23 protein-coding genes are annotated in these 22,306 nt (G+C 47.3%); 10 read left to right on the top strand and 13 right to left on the bottom strand.

Translation table 11 applies throughout. The annotated features are described in order from the left end of the window. Positions 1-17: 17 nt before the first annotated feature. A complete protein-coding gene (locus JSU04_17520) occupies positions 18-854 on the bottom strand; it encodes a hypothetical protein (GenBank protein ID MBS1972114.1) in 837 nt (278 codons plus the stop codon). A 174-nt stretch (positions 855-1,028) separates the two neighbouring features. Here JSU04_17520 and JSU04_17515 point away from each other — a divergent pair, with 174 nt between their 5' ends. The 3 genes from JSU04_17515 to JSU04_17505 are packed head-to-tail and all read left to right on the top strand — an operon-like array spanning position 1,029 to position 2,993. Then, the gene (locus tag JSU04_17515) at positions 1,029-1,523 is read left to right on the top strand and encodes a hypothetical protein (protein ID MBS1972113.1); all 495 of its coding nucleotides are present in this window, start codon (positions 1,029-1,031) and stop codon (positions 1,521-1,523) included. Between the two features lie 9 nt (positions 1,524-1,532). Continuing rightward, positions 1,533-1,892: a hypothetical protein gene (locus tag JSU04_17510; protein MBS1972112.1), complete on the top strand. Its 360-nt coding sequence runs from the start codon at positions 1,533-1,535 to the stop codon at positions 1,890-1,892. A gap of 45 nt (positions 1,893-1,937) precedes the next feature. Further along, entirely contained in the window at positions 1,938-2,993 is a 1,056-nt protein-coding gene (locus tag JSU04_17505; protein MBS1972111.1) for an SAM-dependent methyltransferase, read from the top strand. Positions 2,994-3,088: 95 nt separating this feature from the next. On the opposite strand, the gene JSU04_17500 is transcribed toward JSU04_17505, so the two are convergent. The 6 genes from JSU04_17500 to JSU04_17475 are packed head-to-tail and all read right to left on the bottom strand — an operon-like array spanning position 3,089 to position 9,188. Next, positions 3,089-3,613 carry an NADH-quinone oxidoreductase subunit I gene (locus tag JSU04_17500; GenBank protein MBS1972110.1) on the bottom strand — a complete coding sequence of 175 codons (525 nt, stop codon included), beginning with the start codon at positions 3,611-3,613 and terminating at the stop codon, positions 3,089-3,091. Beyond that, positions 3,610-5,196, bottom strand: a complete 1,587-nt coding sequence (locus JSU04_17495; protein MBS1972109.1) for a (2Fe-2S)-binding protein — start codon at positions 5,194-5,196, stop codon at positions 3,610-3,612. The genes JSU04_17500 and JSU04_17495 overlap by 4 nt, the downstream gene beginning before the upstream one ends. Continuing rightward, on the bottom strand, positions 5,177-6,466 hold the full coding sequence (gene nuoF, locus JSU04_17490) for an NADH-quinone oxidoreductase subunit NuoF (protein MBS1972108.1): 1,290 nt from the start codon (positions 6,464-6,466) through the stop codon (positions 5,177-5,179). The genes JSU04_17495 and nuoF overlap by 20 nt, the downstream gene beginning before the upstream one ends. Beyond that, positions 6,466-6,942, bottom strand: coding sequence for an NAD(P)H-dependent oxidoreductase subunit E (locus JSU04_17485; GenBank protein MBS1972107.1), 477 nt, complete (start codon positions 6,940-6,942; stop codon positions 6,466-6,468). Before JSU04_17485 ends, nuoF begins: the two co-directional genes overlap by 1 nt. 13 nt (positions 6,943-6,955) lie before the next feature. Then, complete coding sequence (gene nuoD, locus JSU04_17480; GenBank protein ID MBS1972106.1) at positions 6,956-8,638, bottom strand: NADH dehydrogenase (quinone) subunit D; 1,683 nt, start codon at positions 8,636-8,638, stop codon at positions 6,956-6,958. Beyond that, on the bottom strand, positions 8,622-9,188 hold the full coding sequence (locus JSU04_17475; GenBank protein ID MBS1972105.1) for an NADH-quinone oxidoreductase subunit B: 567 nt from the start codon (positions 9,186-9,188) through the stop codon (positions 8,622-8,624). Before JSU04_17475 ends, nuoD begins: the two co-directional genes overlap by 17 nt. Before the next feature lie 211 nt (positions 9,189-9,399). On the opposite strand from JSU04_17475, the gene JSU04_17470 reads away from it, so the two are divergent. The 5 genes from JSU04_17470 (at position 9,400) to JSU04_17450 (ending at position 15,573) form a co-directional block, all read left to right on the top strand. Continuing rightward, the gene (locus tag JSU04_17470) at positions 9,400-10,857 is read left to right on the top strand and encodes a S8 family serine peptidase (protein ID MBS1972104.1); all 1,458 of its coding nucleotides are present in this window, start codon (positions 9,400-9,402) and stop codon (positions 10,855-10,857) included. Between the two features lie 100 nt (positions 10,858-10,957). Continuing rightward, on the top strand, positions 10,958-11,515 hold the full coding sequence (locus JSU04_17465) for a hypothetical protein (protein ID MBS1972103.1): 558 nt from the start codon (positions 10,958-10,960) through the stop codon (positions 11,513-11,515). 39 nt (positions 11,516-11,554) lie between these two features. Next, positions 11,555-13,339, top strand: a complete 1,785-nt coding sequence (locus tag JSU04_17460) for an ABC transporter ATP-binding protein (GenBank protein MBS1972102.1) — start codon at positions 11,555-11,557, stop codon at positions 13,337-13,339. Continuing rightward, complete coding sequence (locus JSU04_17455) at positions 13,332-15,137, top strand: ABC transporter ATP-binding protein (protein MBS1972101.1); 1,806 nt, start codon at positions 13,332-13,334, stop codon at positions 15,135-15,137. The genes JSU04_17460 and JSU04_17455 overlap by 8 nt, the downstream gene beginning before the upstream one ends. Further along, on the top strand, positions 15,130-15,573 hold the full coding sequence (locus tag JSU04_17450) for a YiiD C-terminal domain-containing protein (protein ID MBS1972100.1): 444 nt from the start codon (positions 15,130-15,132) through the stop codon (positions 15,571-15,573). Before JSU04_17455 ends, JSU04_17450 begins: the two co-directional genes overlap by 8 nt. Positions 15,574-15,636: 63 nt before the next feature. Here the strand turns inward: JSU04_17450 and JSU04_17445 are convergent, their stop codons facing one another. The 6 genes from JSU04_17445 to JSU04_17420 all read right to left on the bottom strand — a co-directional run bounded on the left by JSU04_17445 (position 15,637) and on the right by JSU04_17420 (position 20,817). Beyond that, entirely contained in the window at positions 15,637-16,359 is a 723-nt protein-coding gene (locus JSU04_17445; protein ID MBS1972099.1) for a hypothetical protein, read from the bottom strand. A 93-nt stretch (positions 16,360-16,452) separates the two neighbouring features. Beyond that, a complete protein-coding gene (locus tag JSU04_17440) occupies positions 16,453-16,692 on the bottom strand; it encodes a hypothetical protein (GenBank protein ID MBS1972098.1) in 240 nt (79 codons plus the stop codon). Between the two features lie 2 nt (positions 16,693-16,694). After that, complete coding sequence (gene rpsD / locus JSU04_17435; protein MBS1972097.1) at positions 16,695-17,309, bottom strand: 30S ribosomal protein S4; 615 nt, start codon at positions 17,307-17,309, stop codon at positions 16,695-16,697. A 190-nt stretch (positions 17,310-17,499) separates the two neighbouring features. Continuing rightward, positions 17,500-18,483 carry an HNH endonuclease gene (locus tag JSU04_17430; GenBank protein ID MBS1972096.1) on the bottom strand — a complete coding sequence of 328 codons (984 nt, stop codon included), beginning with the start codon at positions 18,481-18,483 and terminating at the stop codon, positions 17,500-17,502. A 496-nt stretch (positions 18,484-18,979) separates the two neighbouring features. Beyond that, positions 18,980-19,963: a hypothetical protein gene (locus JSU04_17425; GenBank protein MBS1972095.1), complete on the bottom strand. Its 984-nt coding sequence runs from the start codon at positions 19,961-19,963 to the stop codon at positions 18,980-18,982. A gap of 41 nt (positions 19,964-20,004) precedes the next feature. Further along, positions 20,005-20,817, bottom strand: coding sequence for a DUF4339 domain-containing protein (locus tag JSU04_17420; protein MBS1972094.1), 813 nt, complete (start codon positions 20,815-20,817; stop codon positions 20,005-20,007). A gap of 405 nt (positions 20,818-21,222) precedes the next feature. Here JSU04_17420 and JSU04_17415 point away from each other — a divergent pair, with 405 nt between their 5' ends. Both JSU04_17415 and JSU04_17410 read left to right on the top strand, forming a co-directional pair. Next, on the top strand, positions 21,223-21,912 hold the full coding sequence (locus tag JSU04_17415) for a hypothetical protein (protein ID MBS1972093.1): 690 nt from the start codon (positions 21,223-21,225) through the stop codon (positions 21,910-21,912). After that, entirely contained in the window at positions 21,912-22,280 is a 369-nt protein-coding gene (locus JSU04_17410; GenBank protein MBS1972092.1) for a hypothetical protein, read from the top strand. Before JSU04_17415 ends, JSU04_17410 begins: the two co-directional genes overlap by 1 nt. Positions 22,281-22,306 lie beyond the last annotated feature (26 nt).

The raw sequence follows: 22,306 nt of genomic DNA, 5'->3' as shown, positions 1-22,306 counted from the left end.
CTCTCAAGCGGTCAAGCTTACTCCTTCAAGTTGAATTCGAGCGAGCCTTTCTTTGCAACGCTGCAACTGAAGTGAGGCAAAATGTTGCAGTTGATTTTACTCGGACTTCGCGAGGACCCACCCAGGGTGGCTTTGAGTTCTTTTCTATGTTTATTCCAATTCCACTTCAGAGGCACCGGACTAAAAGAGGCGGCCTTGCCATGCTTACTGACGGTGTACTTCTTTTCACTTTGCAGATCGCAAGCCGCGCCTTGCGATTTGCGTTTTTTGCACTGATACAGCTTAATATCGACATCACAGCTTGGTGAGCGACCGCACTTCATATCGCGATCTGAAGCACTCGCTGTGATCATGTAACTGCCATCTGGAGAAATCGTCACAGCACCTTCTGTCACCCGATATTCTTCACCACTGATCAGATCGTACACGCGGTACTGGTTAGTCGGCGTTGGCTCGCGCATCACATGCTGGAAATAGATCAGACCGTGCTTGCAATCGATTCGCGCCAGAGTCGTCGGTGCATCGTAAATGGAGTCTTCTTGATTGATGATAGAGAAACGTTTCTCTAGGTTTGCCGGAGTCACATAATAGGACTCGACCGTTGAAACCGGATCAGGATTCATCGCAGCCTTTTTCCCTTTCCTTTTTGCAACCTTAAGCCAAGGATTGGCACCGGACTTGACCGGGATTCGCTCAGAGCACTTCCCAAAACTAAAACCTCTAGCGGGAAAGTCCTGAGGATTGACATTGCTGCTGCCGCCGAAACCTTCTTTAGGAGTTTCTTGAATTTCAATCGCCCCGCTTTGCACGGCAAGGCACATAACCATTGCAAATAGAATATGTCGAATCATCATACATATAATTTTAACAACAAGTCCGCAGCGATGGCGAGTTGAAAAAAACTTTCCGAAATCCTGGAATGGATTCCTAACTTTTGGAAGAACCCAGCTTAAAACCACTAGGTTTCTTTTTACATTCAAAAACATCGGCACCGAGCTTGCTTTATCCCTTCTGCGAAAGGATGACCCATGAAAACCACACTCTTAATCACTTTGTTTGTTTTAACTTTTCTTCCTCACCAGAAGGCCTCAGCTCAAGGTTTGCTGATGGACAGCTGTGCGAACGGCCCGACGGCCCCCGCATATCAGGCCTATATGATGGCTGCTCCCCTGGGTTCTTCGAACGGGCTCAGCTGTGAAACCATTCATGCCCTGAACGACACTGTTTCAGTTGTGAACCTGGCTCTTCTCCCAGCAGTGGCATTTATTAAAAACCCTTCGATCTCGGCGGCCCTCGCCGCGGATCTGGCCACAGCCGGAGTGACGTTCGCAAACCCAGTGGTTCTCGGAGTCACCATCGTCGGTGGAGTCGGCATCGCCACTTTCTATGTGGTTTTACGACAATCACTTGAAGACTGCGAGCAACAAGAACGTGAAGTCCTCAAACAGGAAATCCTCTCGGAGCTTCAGACAAAATATGGCGCCGCCGCGGGTCCTAACGTGCAACTAGAAATTAAAAAGTAAGGATATTTTATGAAAACAGTTTATCGACCTAACATCACCTTACTTGCTTATACCGCGATGGGCTCAACGGCTCTGGCATATGCGCTCCTCGGCGGACTGACTCTTTGGTTTGGCTTTCAACCACTCCTAAAATACGGGGTCGGTGAATACCACCTTGCGATGAGCGCGATTTTCTTTACCGCATGGGCCTTGGGTTTTAAAAAGCTCTCTTACTGGCCTCTCGCGGTCGGCTTTAGTATTTTTATTATCGATGGACTTTGTATGTTTCGCTCTATCTACATCTTGAATGGAAAGACTTATGTGTTTCCGTTCTTAGTATGGGGCTATATTGCATACCATTGGCTTAAGGGGGTGCGTGAAACCGCTTAATGAACAACGCTTGTGTTTACAGGAAAGCCCTCTTAGCATGAAAGAATGATGCGTTATCAGCAGGTTCTTTTAGAAAGTCTTTCCAGTAATCAGACCTCGATTAATATGAATCCATTACTTACTCTAACCTCCCCCAGCTCCTCCACACTGGGGGATTTTTTTGTCAGCAATGCTTTTCTCGGAAGTGCGCTCGAATTCTTACGCGATGAAGAGTGGCTGCAAAAGAAAGCCCACGCCGACTTTGGACTTTTTCTGATCGAAGCTTTTAATTCTGAACTACAACCCATCGCTTTCTTACAAGGGCTCATCACAGCATCTGATAAAAAAGAACTTCGCAGGCTTGCTGAAAAATCTCATGAGATTGAAAGAGCTGTGATCTCACTCATCAAAGCGCAACCTCCTCAAACTCAGAAAGAATTTTCAATCCGGGTTTTTGAATTGATGGCTGTACACTTTAAAACCGAGAATCAGCAAAAACAGGATGATTCAAACCATGGCCTCGGACTAGGGCTGACCCTGTATCGCACCTTCGATGGGATGGATGAGGTTTTTGGCCTGACCTACGTGGCCGATGAAGGCATGAAGGCGACTTCGAAAGAACGCCTCTATGAGGGCGCAGGCATCGGCGTGCAGTCTTCGTACTCGACACTGCTGAATGCCCTTCGCGAAATCAATCCAGCTCGCGGCACGCGCTTTATCGATTTAGGCTCAGGGTACGGACGCGCGGGTCTCGTCATCGGCCTGCTTCGCCCGGATATAGATTTCATCGGCTATGAGTATGTACCTCACCGCGTAGAGATCGCGAACTCTTCAGTAAAAAATTTCAATATGCAATCTCACGTGCACTTCTATGCTCAAGACTTGGCGGCGCTCGATTTCAAAGTTCCAGAAGCCGACATCTACTACATGTACGATCCCTTCACGAAAGAGACCTACAAGTACGTTCTCGATCAATTGCAAGAGATCGGTCGTCATCGCCGCATCACGATCGCCACCAAAGGCAATGCCCGCGACTGGATGGATGAATTCTCAAACCGTGCAGGTTGGCTCCCCGTCCAGGAGATGGATGGCGGAAATTTGTGCCTCTATCGTTCAAAATAGTTGGTAAAAATAAAAAAACCCACAGTGTTTCCACCGTGGGTCATGTCGGTACTTAAACTTTACTCATTGCGTCCGGAAACAGGACCTGGCACCTATTAGATGCCGGCCTTGTGGCGTTCTTCGTCGTCTACGTGGGTGAGGATTCCACCCTTCAAGCTTGGGCGATACGCCAAGTGGTTGATGTCGTAGATGAAGTTGTTGCCATTCACGCCCGGAGTTTGCCACTCAGGACCCATGCGGATGGCGTCTACTGGGCAAGCCTCTTCGCAGAAGCCGCAGAATACGCAACGAAGAATATCGATCTCGTAGCTGATTGGGAATTTCTCAACAGTGGGATCGTTGTGCTCAGCTGCCGTGATTTTGATACACTCTGCTGGGCAGTTTGTCGCGCACAACATACAAGCTGTGCAACGAAGAGATCCGTCTTTCTTTACTGTCAAAACGTGGTTCCCTTTGAAACGTGGAGAATATTCATACTTCTCTTCCGGGTAATTCAAAGTAACCATCTTCTTTTTGTTCAGAAGGTTCTTCACCAAGTGTTTCATGGTGATGCCCATACCGCCCAAAATACCGATCAGATACCACTTATTTTTTTCGGAATTATTCTGAACTACGCTCATAGAGACCCTCTCTTGAATACGAATTCATTTTTCTTTCTGTGTTCAAGCATCACTTCGTCTGGACGACGGTTCGTCTCAACGAATGTTTCAACTTTAGCTGGAACCGCGATCTTGATCTCTTGGCCCGCAAGCAAGCTTGCAGCTTGATCCAAAGTCAAAGCTTCAGAAACGATCGTTGTTGCACGCTTAAATTTTTGCTCAAGACCTTGATGATTGATGAAGGTACCGTCTTTTTCCACGAAAGTTTTCAGTGGAATCAAAGTCACGTTGCCTTTCAATGCTGCCAACTGGTCATTAGAACCTGCTTGCATCCAAATCAAGTTTTGCGCTTTAGAAAGTTCGTTAATACGGTCTTTCATATCTGGGAAGACCGCTTGGTTTTCAGGACCCGCTACTACCACAGTTTTGATAGAACCGTTTGCGATCCCCGCCGTCAAATCACCCCACGAAGCTGTGATTCCGTGCTTTTCCAAAGTCTTCAACAAACCTTTCGTGTTTGGATTCTTGTCACCGCGAAGGAGCAAGCCATCAAACGTTTCGAAAGTTTCTTTGTTATTGATCCAGAAGAAGATCTTTTTAGTTTTGAATGTGTTCACGAAAGTTGAAACGATCGCTTCGTACTCTTCAACAGTGTACTGAGCTGTCAAAACCAACGCCATCGAATCACCGGCAGCAGATTTCAAAGATGCTGACAATTCTTTCGCCGCCGCACCCGGAGCCATTTCTGTCCAGTTGCCGCCTTGGCCTTTTTTAGCTTTCAATAAACGCACTTCTTTATTTGTGAACTTATAGATGTCGCGACCTTCATCGCACATCCAGTGACCGTTCACTTGCTCATTGAACACAGGCTTCACGCGGAACATACCTTCTTTATTGAAGTATACTTTCACGTTGCAACCCGTAGAGCATCCCGTGCACACAGTCTCAGAATCTTTGAGATACCATACGCGCTGACGGAAACGGAAATCTTTCGAAGTCAAAGCACCCACTGGGCAGATGTCGACCACGTTGAGTGAATATTTGTTATCAAGCTGAACGCCTTCAACAGTGCCGATCTCAGTGCGATCGCCGCGGTTGAAAAGACCCAATTCAGAAGTTTTAGAAACTTCGTCAGTGAAACGCACGCAACGAGAGCACAAGATGCAACGTTCAGAATCCAAAACAACTGTTGGACCCAAATCGACCACTTTGTGTTTCTTTTGCTTCTTCTCAGCCATTTCTGGATCGTATTTACCGAATTCCATGTACTGATCTTGAAGACCGCACTCACCGGCTTGGTCACAGATCGGGCAATCGAGAGGATGATTGATCAAGTGGAAATCAAGACCCCACTTGGTCGCATCCTTCACCTTTTGAGAGGTGTTATTGATCTTCATGCCTTCAGTGATTGTCGTGTTACAAGCGATCTGAACACGTGGATTTCCTTCGATCTCCACCATGCAAAGACGGCACACACCCGCGACACTCAGGCCTGGGTGATAGCAATAGTGGGCAATCGAGTCCTTGTTCTTATACATGGCCTCGATAATCGTTGTGCCTTCTTTTACTTCTACTTCTTTACCATTAATGGTGCATTTCGGCATACGTCGTACCCTTTACTTTAGAGCGTCCTTCACGAACATAGAATTCAAATTCGTCACGGAACTTAGAAACAAAGCTCAATACTGGCAAAGCTGCTGCATCTGAAAGAGCGCAGATCGTGCGGCCCTTCATATTGTCAGCAACCTTCTCGAGCAACTCGATGTCTTGCAAACGGCCTTTGCCTTCCAAAATCGAGTGAACGATCTTGTTCAACCAGCCCGTTCCTTCACGGCAAGGAGTGCACTGACCGCAAGATTCGTGGTGATAGAAGTGAGTCAAAACTCCCAACATATCCACCATGCACTGAGAATCGTCGATCACGATCACAGCACCAGAACCCAACATCGTGCCCATGCCCGCGAGGCATTCATAGTCTAGCGTGGCCTTTTCAACTTCAGCCGCTGTCATCACCGGAGCAGAAGATCCGCCCGGGATTACAGCCTTCAATTTACGACCTGGCTTCATGCCGCCGCCTTCTTTGTTGATCAAATCAATCAAAGGATAAGCGAGTGGCACCTCGTAGTTGCCTGGCTTCATCACGTTGCCAGAGAGTGAGAACAATTTAGTACCTGGAGACTTTTCAGTTCCATGTTTACGGTAAGCGGCCGCGCCATCACGGATGATGTACTTCACGGCTGCCAATGTTTCTACGTTGTTCACGATGGTTGGCTTACGGAGGTAACCTTGAACCGCTGGGAATGGAGGCTTCAATTTTGGTTGGCCTTTTGCGCCTTCCAAAGAAGAAATCATGCCAGTCTCTTCACCGCAGATGTATGCGCCGGCACCAGAGTAAACGTCCATATCGTGGTCAAAACCAGAACCAAGGATGTTTTTACCGAGCAAACCAGCATCGTAAGCTTCGCGGATCGCCTTTTCCAAGACTGAGATTGGATAATGGTACTCACCACGAACGTAAATGTAAGACTTCTTAGAACCGATCGCGAAAGCAGAGATGATCATGCCTTCAATAAGTTGGTGCGGAGCGCGCTCCATCATCAAACGGTCTTTGAATGTTCCAGGCTCGCCTTCATCGGCGTTACACAACAAATAACGAGGCTCCCCGTTTTTAGGCAAGAAAGACCATTTCGTACCCGTTGGGAAACCCGCACCACCACGACCGCGAAGACCAGAAGCCTTCACTTCGTCGATGATTTGTTGCGGTTGCATTTTCAAAGCTTTCGCAAGCTCGACGTACCCGCCGTTCTTTTTATAGCCTTCGATGCCACGGAATTCATCAAGATGATAAAATTCTGTCAGTAGTTTAGATTCCATTACTTCATCCCTCTCAACAAATTCATAGCGGATTCGTGAGTCAAATTCTCGTAGTACTTGTCATTCACTTGCATCATCGGAGCTGTCCCGCAAGAACCGAGGCACTCTACTTTAGATACTGTGAAACGACCGTCAGGAGTCACTTCGTCGAACTTGGTCTTCAGTTCGCGGCAGATATGGCTTGCGAGCTCACGGCTGCCGTTCAAAGCGCAAGAAATGTTCGTGCAAACTTGAACGTGGAATTTACCCACCTTCTTTTGATTGAACATTGTATAGAATTTGAAAACTTCATTGATTTTACTAGCAGGGATATCCATCACTTTTGAAAGTGCATGGATCACGTCGTTATTCACCCAGCCGTTGTTCTCTTTTTGAGCGACATACAAGCTTGGAATGATCGCAGACTCTTTCGTTTCATAACGAGAGAGCTCTTGCTTAACCTTCTTAATTCCCTCTTCAGACAAATTAAAAGACATTATCTACTCCGAATTAACGATCTAGTTCGCCGGCAATAAGGTTCATACTTGCAACTGTTGCGATCGCATCCGCAATCATCGCGCCTTTAACAACAGACGGGAATGATTGATAGATCGCGAAGCACGGTGGACGCACTTTCAAACGGTAAGGGTTCGCAGAACCATCACTGATCAAGTAGAAGCCCAACTCCCCGTTGGCTGCTTCTGTTGCGTCGTAAACCTCACCAGCTGGCGGACGAAGACCTTTGATGATCAACATGAAGTGATTCATCAAACCTTCGATGTTTCCGTAAACATCTTTCTTCTCTGGAAGAACGATGCCTTTATCACGGATTGTGTAGTCACCGCTTGGTGGGTTTTTACAGATTTGCTCGATGATACGGATACTTTGTTTCATCTCTTCGATACGAACGAGGTAACGATCATAGATATCACCGCTAGTTCCAACAGGAACGTCGAAGTTCAAAGCATCATATCCATAATAAGGAGTCGCTTTACGCAAATCGAGGTTTACACCCGAAGCGCGGAGCAAAGGACCTGTGTAACCCCATTGAACTGCTTCCGTCGCAGTCACTGGGCAAACACCTTGAGTACGTTTGATGAAGATTTTATTGTCCAACATCAAGCGAGAGATCTCATCAACTTGGCCGCGCATATCTTTACAGAATGCGAGAACGTCGTCGAACCAACCCTCTGGAGTGTCCTGAGCCATACCGCCAACGCGGGTCATAGCCACCGTCAAACGAGAGCCGCAGAGTTTTTCAAACAAGGTATAAACTTTTTCACGGTACGTGAAGAGATGGAAGAACGCAGAAAGCGCACCCAAATCCACGCCACCAGTACCAACCGCAATGATGTGGTCGATAATGCGTGACAACTCCGCCAAAACCACGCGCATTGCTTGAGCTTTTGGCGGGATTTCCACGCCCAAAAGTCTTTCAACCGCTTTACAGTAACCCACGTTATTCATCGGCGCTGAACAGTAGTTCAAACGATCTGTGTACGGGATGACTTGGTTGTACGGATGAGTCTCGGCCATTTTTTCGAAACAACGGTGCAAATAACCGATTTCTGGATTTGCACGCACGATGGTTTCACCATCGAGTTCCACCATCACACGGAGAGTTCCGTGCATTGCTGGATGCGATGGACCGATGTTCAATGGAACGTATCTATCATTGAGAATAGAACCATCAACGCCCGGCTCATTATTGAAATGAATCGGCAATGGCTCTGTACAGTGCTGTTGAGCATCGGCTTCGTAGTCTTTACGAAGTGGATGGCCGACAAACTGATGGTGAGTCAAAATCTTACGGAGATTTGGATGACCGTTAAACTTGATGCCGAACATATCGTAGGCTTCACGTTCAAACCAGTCCGCGCCCACCCAAGTGTTGATCGCGGAATCAATCCAGTCGTTCTCAGCCAGCTGACACTTGATACGCAAGCGAGAACCATCTTTAGAAGAGAACAAGTGGTAAACCACGTCGAAACGTTTTTGGCGTGTCGGATAATCGACACCACAAATGTCCATCAAGAAATCAAAACGCTGAGACGCTTTGAAATGACGGAGCACCGGCAAGATGTCTTCTTTTGGAATTTCCAAAACATCATCGCCAAACGCGTGAACGAATTTGTAGTTAGCAGTGTTAAACTTCGACGCGAGGTCGGTTTTGATATTATCGAGTTTGCTCATACGGCGACTTCCATTGGTCCTTCCAAGGACGTGGTGTGTGTTTCGCGATCATTCTTTGCAATGCCATCACGCCATCCAAAACTGCTTCTGGAGTCGGAGGGCAACCTGGAACGTAAACGTCCACAGGGATGACTTTGTCGCAACCTTGAAGAACGTGGTAAGCGCGGTAGAAACCACCAGAGCTTGCACATGCGCCCATAGAGATCACGTATTTTGGATCGAGCATTTGTTCGTAGATACGCACAAGAACTGGCGCCATTTTCTCAGTGATCGTTCCTGCCACAAGCAACAAGTCTGCTTGACGAGGAGAGAACCGCACAACCTCAGCTCCGAAACGCGCGAGATCGTAACGAGGTCCCATCACCGACATGAGTTCGATACCGCAACAAGCAGTACCATACGGCATTGGCCACAAAGAATTTTTTCTACCCCAAGCAACAAGATCATCCAGACGAGTCGTGAACGCATAAGCGCGTGACATATCGTCGAGTGATTGAGTCGCTAAAGATTGGTCCGGCTTCGCCAGGACTGATCCATCAGCTGAATTCATTTTGACACTCCATTTTCATTTAACTCTCAATTAGTTACAGAAAATAGCGAGACATGACAACTAGATAGATGATTTAGAGAGCGGCTTTCAATTACTTCAACGCATGCGCTCCCTTCGATAGATTTGCATTTGCTTACGACCAGAGCTTGTTTCTAGAATTGGAGATTGAGACCAACGAAGGTCCAGTAACTCAACATGTGAGGGGGAATCCATGTTATTGCACATTATAGCAGCAGCTATGAGTTTGTCTCTGAGCGCACAAGCTGCTCAGAAAGACCACAAACAGGACGTTTTGATCAAGTTAGCTCCAAATGCGGGCTACTCAATGCAGTTTTTTGCACAATTTGAAGGCAATGGCGCTAAAGTTGAGCAATTGAATGACCAATGGATTCGCGTTGAAGGGGGAAAAATCAGCGCGCACGACATGAAGGCTCTTCAATCCAACCCAGCGATTGCTTACATTCAACCGAACTATCCGGTCCACTTGCTGGAAGATTATTCGGTTCAAGATCCTCTTCGCCGCGCGGCGCTTATGAAGTTTGCTGCTCGTGAAAAGGCGATGGCGGGAACAACTGCGAAGGACAAAAAGTACATCGACAACCCGGATATCATTGATGCTCCACAGCAAGCTGTTGGCGCAGATCCATTGTTCAACAACCAATGGGGTATGAAAGATATCGGCGTTCAAGACGCTTGGAAAGTTTCAATGGGCTCGCCAGAAATGATCGTTGCTGTGATCGACACAGGTGTTGATTACACTCACCAAGACTTGGTGGCGAACATGTGGAGAAATAAAAAAGAAATTCCTAACAACGGGATTGATGATGACAACAACGGTTACATCGACGACGTGATCGGTTGGGACTTCGTTTCTAACGACAACAAACCTTACGACTTGGCAGTAGAGCCTTTGCAATTGCTTGCTGGTGGTAATCCAGGTCACGGAACTCACTGTGCTGGTAACGTTGGTGCTCGTGGCGACAACGGTGTTGGTATCGCGGGCGTTGCTCCGAACGTGAAAATCATGGCTTTGCGTTTCATCGGCGATAAAGGCGGCGGTACGACTGCTGATGCTATCAAAGCGATTCGCTATGCCGTTGATAATGGCGCGAAAGTTCTTTCGAACTCTTGGGGCTCTGAGGGCGAAGACCCAGCTGAAGGCACTGAGAATCAGGCACTTCGTGATGCTGTTCAATACGCTATGGATAAAGGCGTTCTCTTCATCGCGGCGGCTGGTAACGGTCACCAAGGTGTTGGCTACAGCAACGATACAGATCCTAAGCCTTCTTACCCTGCAACTTACACTCACGAAAACATCATCTCTGTTGCGGCAGTCGACGTGAACGACAACTTCGGTTCATTCTCGAACTGGGGCGCTAAAACGGTTCACATCGCGGCTCCAGGCGTGAAAGTGTTCTCAACAACTGTTGGCAGCGAATACTCTGATGTTGTTATCGACAAGTATGGCTTCCATGCGACTTGGGATGGCACATCTATGGCTACACCGCATGTTGCGGGAGCAGCTGCATTGTACTGGTCAGCTCACCCAGAGAAAAACTGGAGAGATGTTAAGGCAGCGATCTTGGGTTCTGCGAAAAAGATCCCAGCTGCTAAAGGCAAGCTCGTGACTGAAGGTAAACTCGACGTAAATGCGTTGATGCATTACTAGTTTTCGAACGAAAAAAACGGAACCTAGCAAAAGGGATGGATTTACTCCATCCCTTTTTTTGTCCGTTTACAACGCCCACCCATTTTGAAAAACTGGGGGCATGAGAAAACAGATTTTTATTTTCTTCGTTGTCGGCATTTTTGCCTTTCCAGTTTGGGGTGCAAAAATCACCAGAAAATCCACACAAAAACCCGCAAAAGCAGATCCAGCACCAACCGCCCCCGCTAAGCCTCTGAAACTGGCTGCCGGCAGCGATTGGATTCTGACGAAGGATCTCACTCTGCAAAAGACTGGGCTGACGCCAGAAGAATTTGTACCTTATACCAGTGTCTGGGACTTGAAAAAGAAAACCTTCATGCGCACGAGCTCCTCGTCTTCAGACAGTTGTGAGTTTCGAACAACCATCTCAAAAAACATCTTCAAGGCTCCTTCAGTAAAGGTGAAGAAGGCAGCGGCCTTTCGAGTCACCAACATTCAAGAGACCACGATGTCGATTCTTATCGACGCCACGGCCCGCGATGCGAAGAAGTCTGGCATTGATCAAATTCAAATCACCTGCTCCGCATATGAGCAGGGTTTAGACTCCCCGGATCTCAAAGAGAAGTTCAAAGCGGACATGGGAGCTTCGCTGGCTAGCGTCTTTGCTGGCAAAAACTAAACTTGCGGGGGCTGGCGTTCGGGGCGATATTAAGAGCCTATGTCGGCCAGCTACAGCTCTACTCCAGAAAATACTGCAGAAATCTCAAAACTTTTTAAAAACCCTCTGATTCACTACATCCGCTATCAACCGCGGGCGTTTATCACAGGGATTTTGCTTTTGATCGTCACCAACTCCTTGGACGGTCTTTATCCACTGCTTTTAAAAGTCGGTATTGATCAGATTGAAAAGCATCAGCCGCTCGGAGAGCTCGGTCGTACCAGCTTGATGTTGGTGGCTGCGATCACCTGCCTGGGGATTACTCGCTATGGCTGGCGTCGCAACTTCGGTAAGTTTCATACTTACGCGATGGAAGATATGCGCCTACGCATCTTTAAACATTTCACCAATCTTGGCCCCAGCTTTTTTCAAAAAAGCCAGGTTGGTGAATTGATGAGTGTCGCGACGAATGACGTTTCGTCGTTCCGTCAGGCGATCGGCCCCGGCTTGCTCATCTTTCTCGATGGTTTGATTTATCTCTCAATTATTTTACCGGTGATGTTCACGATGAACTTCACGTGGACATGGCAGACATTGATTCTGCTACCGCTCGTGCCGTTTCTTATTAACAAAGTGATGAAGCTCATTCACATCAACTACAAGATCTCGCAAGACCGTTTCTCAGAGCTTACAGGTGTCACTCAGGAAACCATCGGCGGGATTCGCGTTGTGAAGTCGTTTGCGCAGGAAGATCACCGTACTCAGATGTTCTGCGATTCCAGCCGCAAGCTTGAGAAAGCCAACAACAAAGTCGCCTTCATTGATTCTTTGTTCATGCCGGTGATGGAATTTGGCGTGACGAGTGGTTCTGTGATTTTGTTCTTTATCGCGGCTAATGATCTCTATACCGGCGCTGTGACCATCGGAACCTTCGTGGCATTCCATCGTTATATCCAAAAAATGGTATGGCCAGTAACCGCTCTGGGTTTGGGTTTTTCGTACTATGAAAAAGGCCGCGCCTCTGTCGATCGTATTAAAGAAGTGATGACTCAAACGACGGATATTCCGGATACGGGCTCGATCGAACTGCGAAAGTTTGAATCGCTTGAGTTCCGCAATGTCTCTTTCAAGTATCCGGGCGCTGAAGTTTATGCGCTCAAAGATATTTCATTCAAGATCGGTAAAGGCGAGCATTTTGGATTAATGGGCCAAGTGGGTTCCGGTAAATCGACTTTGGTGAACTTGCTCTTGCGGATGTATCCGGTGCTTGAAGGACAAATATTGGTCAATAATCTGCCGATTGATCAGTACACGCTAAAAAGCCTGCGTGCGAGCATCGTCTTGGTCACACAGGAAGTGTTCTTGTTCAATGAAACGGTTTCTCGCAATGTGAGCTATGGTTTCCACGAAGATCCTGAATTCAGACACGTTGAGCGCATGACCGAAGTCGTGAACATCCGTGGCGAGATCGAAAACCTACCGCAGAAGTTTGATTCCCAGCTCGGTGAGCGCGGTGTGAACCTGTCCGGCGGGCAAAAGCAACGCCTCAGTATTGCGCGCGGTCTTCTTTTGACTTCGCCTTTCTTGATCTTGGATGACTCTTTGAGTGCCGTCGACACGCGCACTGAAAAAATGATTGAAGAAGAACTTTCAAAAGCGAAAGACACGCAGACCCGCTTAACGGTCGCGCATCGTCTCAGCTCTTTGAAGAGCACAGATAAAATTATTGTATTGAAGGACGGTGCGATTGAAGCCCTGGGCGCGGCGTCTGAGCTGATGCAATCAAGCCCCAGCTTTAGAACTATTGTCAGCGTCCAATCCGGATCTGAGGTGAACCATGAATGAAGATACTATTAAGACCACGGTCACCTACCCTGTGATGTTTAAGCGGCTGTGGCCTTACACTCGCCGCCATCCGTGGCTGTTCCTCAGCGTCATTTTAATCATCGTCGTGCTGACCGGGGTTTCGCGTTTGATTCCTTATATTATCGGTTATGCAATTGACCATGGGGTTGTTGCAAAAGACATTTCGTTGTTTAAAACAATTGCCCTGGTTTATTTGGCGTTGGAATTTTCGCGGACGATCTTGAGCTTCTCGCAGACTTATATGTTCCAGGTGCTGGGAAACCGCGTGATTTATTACCTGCGCGAAGACCTCATCCGGCACACGCAGAACCTGCCACTGCAGTATTTCAATAAAACGCCGACCGGCCGTACTGTGACTCGTATCGCGAATGATGTGAGCGCCCTGGGTGACCTATTCACGGATGGCGTGATCAATATCTTTATCAATGCGGTTACAATGATTGCGATCATCATTGCGATGTCTTTGATTTCGGTGAAACTGACACTGATTACGCTGGCAGCAGCGCCGATCTTTATTTATGCAGCGGTGAAGCTGAGCGATCGCATCCGTGATATTTTGCGCGAGCAAAAGAAAAAGCTTTCAAACATCAACTCATTTCTGGCGGAAAACCTGAACGGGATCAAAGTCGTTCAGCTGTATAACCGTGTGCCGAAGAACCTAAAGATCTTCCAAGATCTTTCTGATGATTACCGTAATAGCAATATGGATTCAGTTCACGCCTATGCGGCGATGTTCCCAATCATGAACTGCTTTACGGCGGTGACGATTTCAGCAGCGATGTACTTCGGCGGCTGGTTGTCTTCTGAGAATGCGCTCACGATCGGTGCAGTGGTGGCGTTTATGATGAATGCTCAGGACTTTATCCCACCAATGCGTGATATTCTTGAGAAGTACCAGCAGTTTCAGAACTCACTCACCAGTGCTGAGCGTATTTTCACACTTTTAGATGAGCCGATCGAGGGCGAGCTTAAAAACGCTGAAGAAGTCTCTGGATTACGTGGTGAAATCGCCATGAAAGACCTGAACTTCCGCTATGAAGAGCAATTGCCGCTGGTTTTGAAGAACATCAATATCAACATTAAAGCCGGCGAATCGATTGCTTTGGTCGGACGCACCGGCAGCGGTAAGAGCACGTTTATTTCTTTGCTCCAGCGATTCTACGATGCTCCGGTGAATACGATCACCATTGATGGGAGGCCGCTGGAGTCGATCACCCGTCACGCGATCCGCTCCCACATCGGCGTGGTTCAGCAAGATAATTTTATTTTCCGCGGGACTATTGCCGAAAACGTCAACCTCGGTGATCCGACGATTGATCTTGCAACTGTTGAGCGGGCTCTGGCGCAAACGGGTTACCTGGAATTGCTTCAACGCACGGGCCGCGGCCTGCAATCCCCGGTTGAAGAGAGGGGCGCGAATCTTTCTGTGGGCGAGCGCCAGTTGATCGCCTTTGCGCGGATCTTGGCGTTCAACCCGGATATTTTCATTTTGGATGAAGCCACTGCGAATATCGACTCTGAAAGTGAATTGATTTTGCAAAAAGCGACTCACGAAGTGATGAAAAGCCGAACGAGCATCATTATAGCTCACCGTTTGTCGACGGTGCGCGAATGCGATCGCATTGTGGTCTTGAAAGATGGCGAGATCATCGAAGTTGGCCCGCATGCGGAACTCATGCAGCGCCGAGGAGTTTACTATCAACTCGCAAGCACCGGTCTTGGCGAAGCCACAAAACCGGAAGCTGAGGCCGCTAAAGCCGGAGAAGCCCATGAATAAAGAGCAGCTCTATAAGAAGCTCACGAATGATATTCCACTGACCCAGCACTTGGGGTTTGAGATCCTTGAAGCAAACCCCGAGAAAGTCCACCTACGCGCCCGCCTAAAGGAAAACATCAATCACAAGAGCACGGCTTTTGGCGGCAGTATTTATACTCTGTCCGTGCTGGCGGCTTATAGTTTGGTTTATTTGGGGCTCGATAAAGAAAAGATTCAGACCAACAATATCGTGATCCAAAAGGGCGAGATCAAGTATCTGCATCCTGTGACCGAGGATTTCGATGTGATTTGTGAGTTTAAAAATCCGGAACTCTATCAGAAGTTCTTCTATTGCCTGAGCCGTTGGAAAAAAGTCCGCGAGCTGATGAAGGTTCAAGTGATCTGCAAGGGCAAAGTCTGCGCCCAACTCGACGGCGTCTTCGTCGTACACGTTTAGCTGCGAACAAAAAAAGGGGGAGAGCTCGTCGCCCTCCCCACAACTACAGGATGTCCCCAAAAACTAGTAGCAAAGAGATGCGCCCGTTGCCGGTGCACAGCCATTCCAACTAGTGGATTTGCAATACATGTTTTGTGGAGTTTTCCAACGACCTTTAGCCATGCAAGACTGCCAGTAGTTGCTGTCCACATTAGATGCCTGAGCATCAAAGTTTTGGATCAATTCTTTGATGAGGTCGCGGGCTTGCGCTTGTGACATATCAAGTTTGCCGGCAACTGCTTTTAAAGAATCAGTGTCTGGCATTTCGCGTTTCGCGATGTCTTTCAAGTCAGCCTTTTTCAAACCGATAGATTCGAAAGAAGCAAGGCCTTGAGTTTCCACATTTGCGAAGGCAGTTTCGATTTTTGCAGCAGCGGCGTCAGAGATTCCGTACTTGCTTGCAAAATCAACGGTCTGAGAATTCGCACCGACCGCAGTGTCAAAAACTTCTGAAGAGGCCAAAGTGACATCAGCAGAATAGCCTCTGTGTGGGCGGCCTGGGCCCGGACCGTAACCAGGTCCGCGTCCATATCCTGGGCGTCCGTATCCTGGGCGTCCGTAATCTGGGCCTGGGTAACGATCTGGGGGTCTACGATCATGATCGTGATCATGGTGGCCACCGCCTGCGCCGACAGCAATGCCAACACCGATAGCAGCACCGATAACACCGGCTGCAACTTCATCATCCGTACAAGCCGTGTTGAAGAACAATGAACTTGCGAGCAACGCAATTAACAATTTTTTCATAGTGGTTCCTTTCTATGGCTGTGGCAAAATGCCACTGAATTTTTCGAGCAAAACTCTAGTGAGCAACGCTCGTGCCAGAAAAAAACGACACCACTAGTGAACGTTCACCTTTGTGGAATAGCATCCACAGTGTGTTCCCAAAACTTCTAAAGAATTTTCTTGCTTGCTCTCGAGATACGCCAAGAAAGAAGTGCAGCGAAAAGACAGATCGATCAAAGTATCCAGATCCATCACATACTTCTCGCCGCCCAAATTCAAACTCAACCACTCGTCACCGACTTCATCAAAATCTATCGCTTCAGTTTCGAGAAGTTTCGCAGATTTATCAGCCATAACTAACCTCGCAATGAGTAGTAACCGATTACAAGCCCTGGATCGAATGGAAATGGAACTGCTTGCAGCTTTGGTTCGTCAATCAAGCGGCCCGCTTCAACCCCATTGACCTCTTCTTTTGCAAGGAAGTCTGCGAGCTCCAAGCGTGGCGCTTGCTTGGCTTCAAGATAAACTTGGTTTTCGTAGGCTTTTGGTTTGAGTGTCACAACGTCGCCGACTTTAATCATCGCTGAAGAAATATCGAGCTTCTTGCCATTCACCAAAACTTTGCCATGGGAAATCAACTGACGGGCCGCCCGAATGCTCGGTGCAAATGCCAGACGGAAAACTACATTATCCAGGCGCTTTTCCAGCATGCTGACAAGAGCTTCAAGCCAGTTGGTTGCTTGAGAGGCTTTGGCTTTCTTCACGAGATTACGGAATTGTTCTTCACGCACACCATAGTGGAAGCGAAGCTTTTGTTTTTCTTCGAGCTGGAGCGCAAAGACCGAGTACTTACGGCGTTGCTGACCGTGCTGGCCCGGCGGATAAGGGCGTCTTTCGAGCGCGCCGGATTTACCCATGCCTGGAAGCTCCACCAAGAGGCGGCGTTGTCTTTTAAATCGTGGTGTTTTCATAACCGAATCCTTTTATTAGAAAGGACCTGGTTTTAAATTCTTCGCTCGTGATTGAATAGTAAAACTTCATCCATGCGTTCCACTGAAATCCTAGTGAAAGCGCGGTGAACTTTAACTGAGAATGAAAACGAATTGATTCTTCCTTGGCCGAAAAATCCACATCCATTCCCTCGAATTAAAGTTCATTTGCTTATGATGAAAACTCGTAGTTCAGACCACGATTTCGAGCTGCTTGAAGATTATGAGTTCTACATAAAACACGAAGGTTCTCCAGATCGTTGCCTCCACCGAAAGCCACGGGTTGAATATGATCAATTTGCAGTTGATATTTAGAACCGCATCTTTTGCCGTTTTTTGGGTCTTTAAATTCGCAGCAATTGCCGGCTTTACGCAGCAACTGACGTCTGATTCCCAAAGAGATAGATTTTCTTTTGACAGAAGGCTTCTCCCCCGCAGCGAGTACACATTGCGTTGGATTTTCTAGCAAGCTTGCAAGCGTAGATACTTTTTTAGAGTTCTCTCCGATTTCAGAATGGCCCAGCAGTTTTTGTTGATTAAACTCCTTCGCCAGCTTTGCGATGATATCAGACCAAGAGCCATCTGGATAAATATGAGACAGCAAGCTCTTCGCTTGTTCAAGGTCATCAAACTGCTCCTTCGTGAGCGTCAGCTCCATACGAATGGACTCATCTGCTTGAGGTTTTATTTTCTCTGTAGTTTGAACCGGCAAATTCAATTCGAAGGTCAGTGTCTTTTGTGTTTCAAAAGAATTTTTATTTTCGAGCTTCTCTAGGACTTTTAAAGTCTCCTCAGAAGAAAGAGTATTTTCTTTAACACATTTTTGGACCTCTGTGAGTTGTGTAAGATTCAATCTGCCATCTTCGATTTTTTTTGCCACCTCCGGAACTTGTTTTAATAGGCGTGACGACTGCAGCCGGCGGTAAGCACTACCTTCTGAATAGCCAAGACCTTTAGTCAAATAAGAATACATGCCATCAAAACCAAGATCGGCATAGATCTTCCGAGATTCGATTTCAGCAATGTGAAGCAACACCAAGTGAGTGACTTTCCTTTCCGTGCGAACGAGCTTTTCCATTCGTAGGATTAACTCAGCATTTGAAACTCTCGTTAACTCTATAGGGTTGAGAGGGCCGGTGTGCTTTGGTTCAGTCATGATGTCCTCTGCTTTGTGTTTTCGAACTCAAGAGAAAATACTTTCGTAGACTTATATACCACGAGATTTTTGATTGTAATTTTGAGCTTTTCAGGAATGGAAAACAATTTGAAAGATGCGACTAGAGCATGGGCCTATTCGCTCACAAATGCCCAATAATAAATCGCACTGCCTTCGTGTGTGACCTGCCTCATTCAAGAAGCTAAGAGACTTTATATGGAATCCTCAACAGCACAAAAACTGCCGCAAGTGAATTTTTTAGAAAAATGAAATTCAATGCAAAGCGTACTCGGAGCGAGGCTAATGATAGTTCCGTAATGGGTTTTGATTTATCCTCGTCTTCGTCCGGGGCAGACACTCCTCTTAATCTGCGTAAGAAAGACTTCTAAGAGTACTCTCTTAGAAGTAATCAACGAGCCACCGGCCATCGATAAAGGGAAAGACTCACTCGAGGCGGTATGCGCTCGGCGCGCCTACTATCGGGGCGACGAGATGACTAACCGTTCTCAGTCGGCGTGAAGTCGACGCGGATGTCGGCATCTGCCGGCGGAATCGCATTGCCATGGAAGCGAATGATGTACTTGCCGTTTTCTTCTACGTAAGTCCATCCGTTGTTAGCATCTTCTTGAACCAAAGATCCATTCACCGCGATTTTCAAAGTCGTCTTGATGGGTTTGGTTTTCAAATAGAAATCCGTCAAGATTTGCACGATGCGCGCTTTGATGTTTGTCACAGCCGAAGCCAAGCTATTAGAGCACAAAGACTCTTTATTGCCGCCGGAGAGATCCGCCAGCTGCATTTGGATGGTGCCCACTTCAGAGTAATCATTGAATGTTCGGCAAGCGCTGGAGTTCTCTAGCACGCCGATGAAATTGAAAATCCAGGATTTGCGGCCTTCTGTATCGGCCGGTTTGAGCTTATCGAGGAACGAAGCATAGTAGCTTGCGGTCTTGCCGCTCTTGTCGTTTTCATCACTCAGCGCAATCACAGCAAGAAGAGCATCATCGCGCAAGAAGCCTTGGCCGTCTGTCGTCAGATAAGACGGAGACAGAACTGTTTCCATTGAGTAAAGACCACGCTCATTGTTTGAGCCAGTATCACCCAAGGCAATTCGCTGTTGTAAGAGAGCCTGTAAATTAGGAGTCGTTGGAGTCAGAACTTTTGGTGAGCCCAAGAACTGCCCGCCGTTGCCATCCAAGCCCATGCTGGTCGAGATAGAAACGATATGGTAATCCATCTTCAAGCCTTGAAGAACAGAAACCAGTGTTGGGATTTGGGAATTCAAACGATCTTGATGTTGAGCCATCGAAGTCGAGTTATCGACGATGAAGACGATATCGACTTTATTGTTATAGAGGATTTTCTGTCCGAAATTCTGCCCGGTTGAATCGAGGTCGTATCTGGTGGCTGCCCCGTTTCCACAGCCTACTTGAACCAATGTCGCCGCAAGAACTAAACCGATTGCAAAAGAACGAATCATAAAATCCTCCATGACAAAAGCTGCCGACGAAAAGCCGCAGATTAAGCGGCTTTTTGTGTGAACTGACGGATTGATTCACGCACAGATTGGCTGATGCTTGTGAATTTCACACCGTACTTCACTGAATCAAGGGCACTCTTTGTGTCCTTAACCATTTGCTTGCTTACAACAGTGCAAACCGCGTTGAAAGGAGGTACGCCGTCGCCCGGTTGGAAGTGCAAAAACAAGTTCTGGCCCGGTTGAAGATTTGGATTGTCAATCATGATACCCGCACCACCAGAGCTGATCTCCATGCTGCGGCCTTTGAAAACTGTCTTGTTGTTATGAACAATCAAAGAACAGCCATAAGAAGCACGTGCATGGCGACGGCGGAAGAAGACCTCAGCAATCTCAGAAAGACCTGATTCCTTCATCGCACGGATAGACTCAGGAGAATACTCCTCAAGCTCCGCAACGCGTTTCCACGCATTCAACTTTGAATGCCATACGTAATCATATTCAAACATCGTTTTTTCTTGAAGCATCTGTACTAATTCTAGCTTTGAGAAAGGACCGTAGTTATTGCCCTCTTTCAAGATGTACCATGCCTTTTCTTTATATTTATCATCATGCTTCGGAGTTGCAGCGCTAATAACAGTATGCTCTTCTTTGGCTGCAGGTACTTTTGCATTAGATGATTGGAATTTATCAGCAAAGCTTGGATGTTCCATCGCTACAACCCAGTCTGCTTTTGCCTCACAATAGACATAGTCTGTCCATACGTGCTCACCGGCTTCGATTTTCTGAACAATAGTCTCTACGGAATAGGGTCCTACGTGGCCGCCATTCAATGAGACATAAAAAAGTGTTTGCATACTGCACCTCTTATCTTTACCAAAACTCTATCGGCCGCTGCCGGACCCGACTTAAGGGATTAAAAAGAAAGCGTATTTCAGAGTTAGAATTTCCAATAAAGCGCTCAGCTTTTTTACAGGACCTAAGATTAATGTTTTTGATGTCGAAAATATTTTGAACAAAACTCTGATCCCCGGCTTTCACGACAAGAGACGTTTTCTCATCGTGAGACAGTGAGTTTTCACTCTACCAATGCAGAAATATTAAGTAACAAATGTTCGGATTGTCGAAGCTAACAGCGTGTGAAAAAAACCTGGGCACTCAACTGCGGTGTGCGGCCAGAAGAGACGGCCCCGATATTGCTCTGTTTGTATTTTCGTATGAGAATAAATTTTCGGAGAACGCTGTTCCCACTTATTACAAGTATGATACTCGTTCCGCAGGCACAGGCGGGACGAGAGGGCCTTTGCCAGCCTTCAGTGGCAACAACCAGCACCTACTTCGTCCCCTCGGTTGAAGAGGTTTGCAATTCTTCAAAGCCTTGCAGTGAATTCAAGAAGCAAGTAAAGCTGCAAGGCTCTGGAACTCTTCCAGGCAACAAGCTCATGACCTACCAGGGTAAGATCATAGATATGGGTGATTGCGAAACCGCCAAGGGAGCCAGCGGCAACTGCTTAATCCCCTATGTGTCGGTTGCGGCGGATCCGGCATACTACCAAATGGGTGACATTATCGAGATGCCATCAATGAAGGGCAAAGAAATCACTCTTCCGAGCGGCCGCAAGATGAAACATCCAGGTTACTTCATTGTTGAAGACACCGGTGGCGCTATTCGTGGCAGAAACCGCTTTGACTTCTTTACCGGTGGCCATGATATGCACAACAAGCACAATGCATTTGGCAGCCAAGCTCCCGAAAATACACAGATGATCAGTCAGGATGATTGCTCTTCCCGCAAGTCCTTTACGGTGATTCGCCGGGGCTCTAGTAAATACAGACAATCACAAGTAGCCATTGACCATTCTCTTCATTCCGCGGGAGAAGAGACGGTGTTCGCCTCAAATATTTCAGCACCATCTTATAACGGCTCTTCAGATAATTTCGGAGTTAGATAATGAAAATACTCTGGCTGGTATTGGCACTTCTCCTGACAATGACTTCCGTGCGGGCGGCGGAGCCTGCTGGTTTAGATATGTCGGAGCCGCCGTTCTGGCTCTCTTCTTACGATGAGTTCAAAGATCTCAGCAAAGAACAAAAAGCTTTCTACATAGGGAAGCTGGGGCCAGCCTTGGAACAAATCCCATCCCTAAAAAGCATGAAGAAAGATCAATTGCTTGGAGCTTCAAAAAACGAAGAAGCTTGGAGTGAACTCCGTAAAAAAGTCTATGCTTCCTGTAAGGACAAATCCGTCATAAAAACTTGCGAAAATTTTTCGGCAATCCGTGTGCAAGCCCTTGAGTTGGGGTCCCCTAGAAAGAAATAGTTTTGCAACCCGACACTAGACCTAGG

Source organism: Bdellovibrionales bacterium, assembly GCA_018266295.1.
Classification (GTDB): domain Bacteria; phylum Bdellovibrionota; class Bdellovibrionia; order Bdellovibrionales; family Bdellovibrionaceae; genus JACMRP01.
The sequence above is the reverse complement of the archived record's forward strand: the minus strand, read 5'-3'. Positions and strand labels throughout refer to the sequence as shown.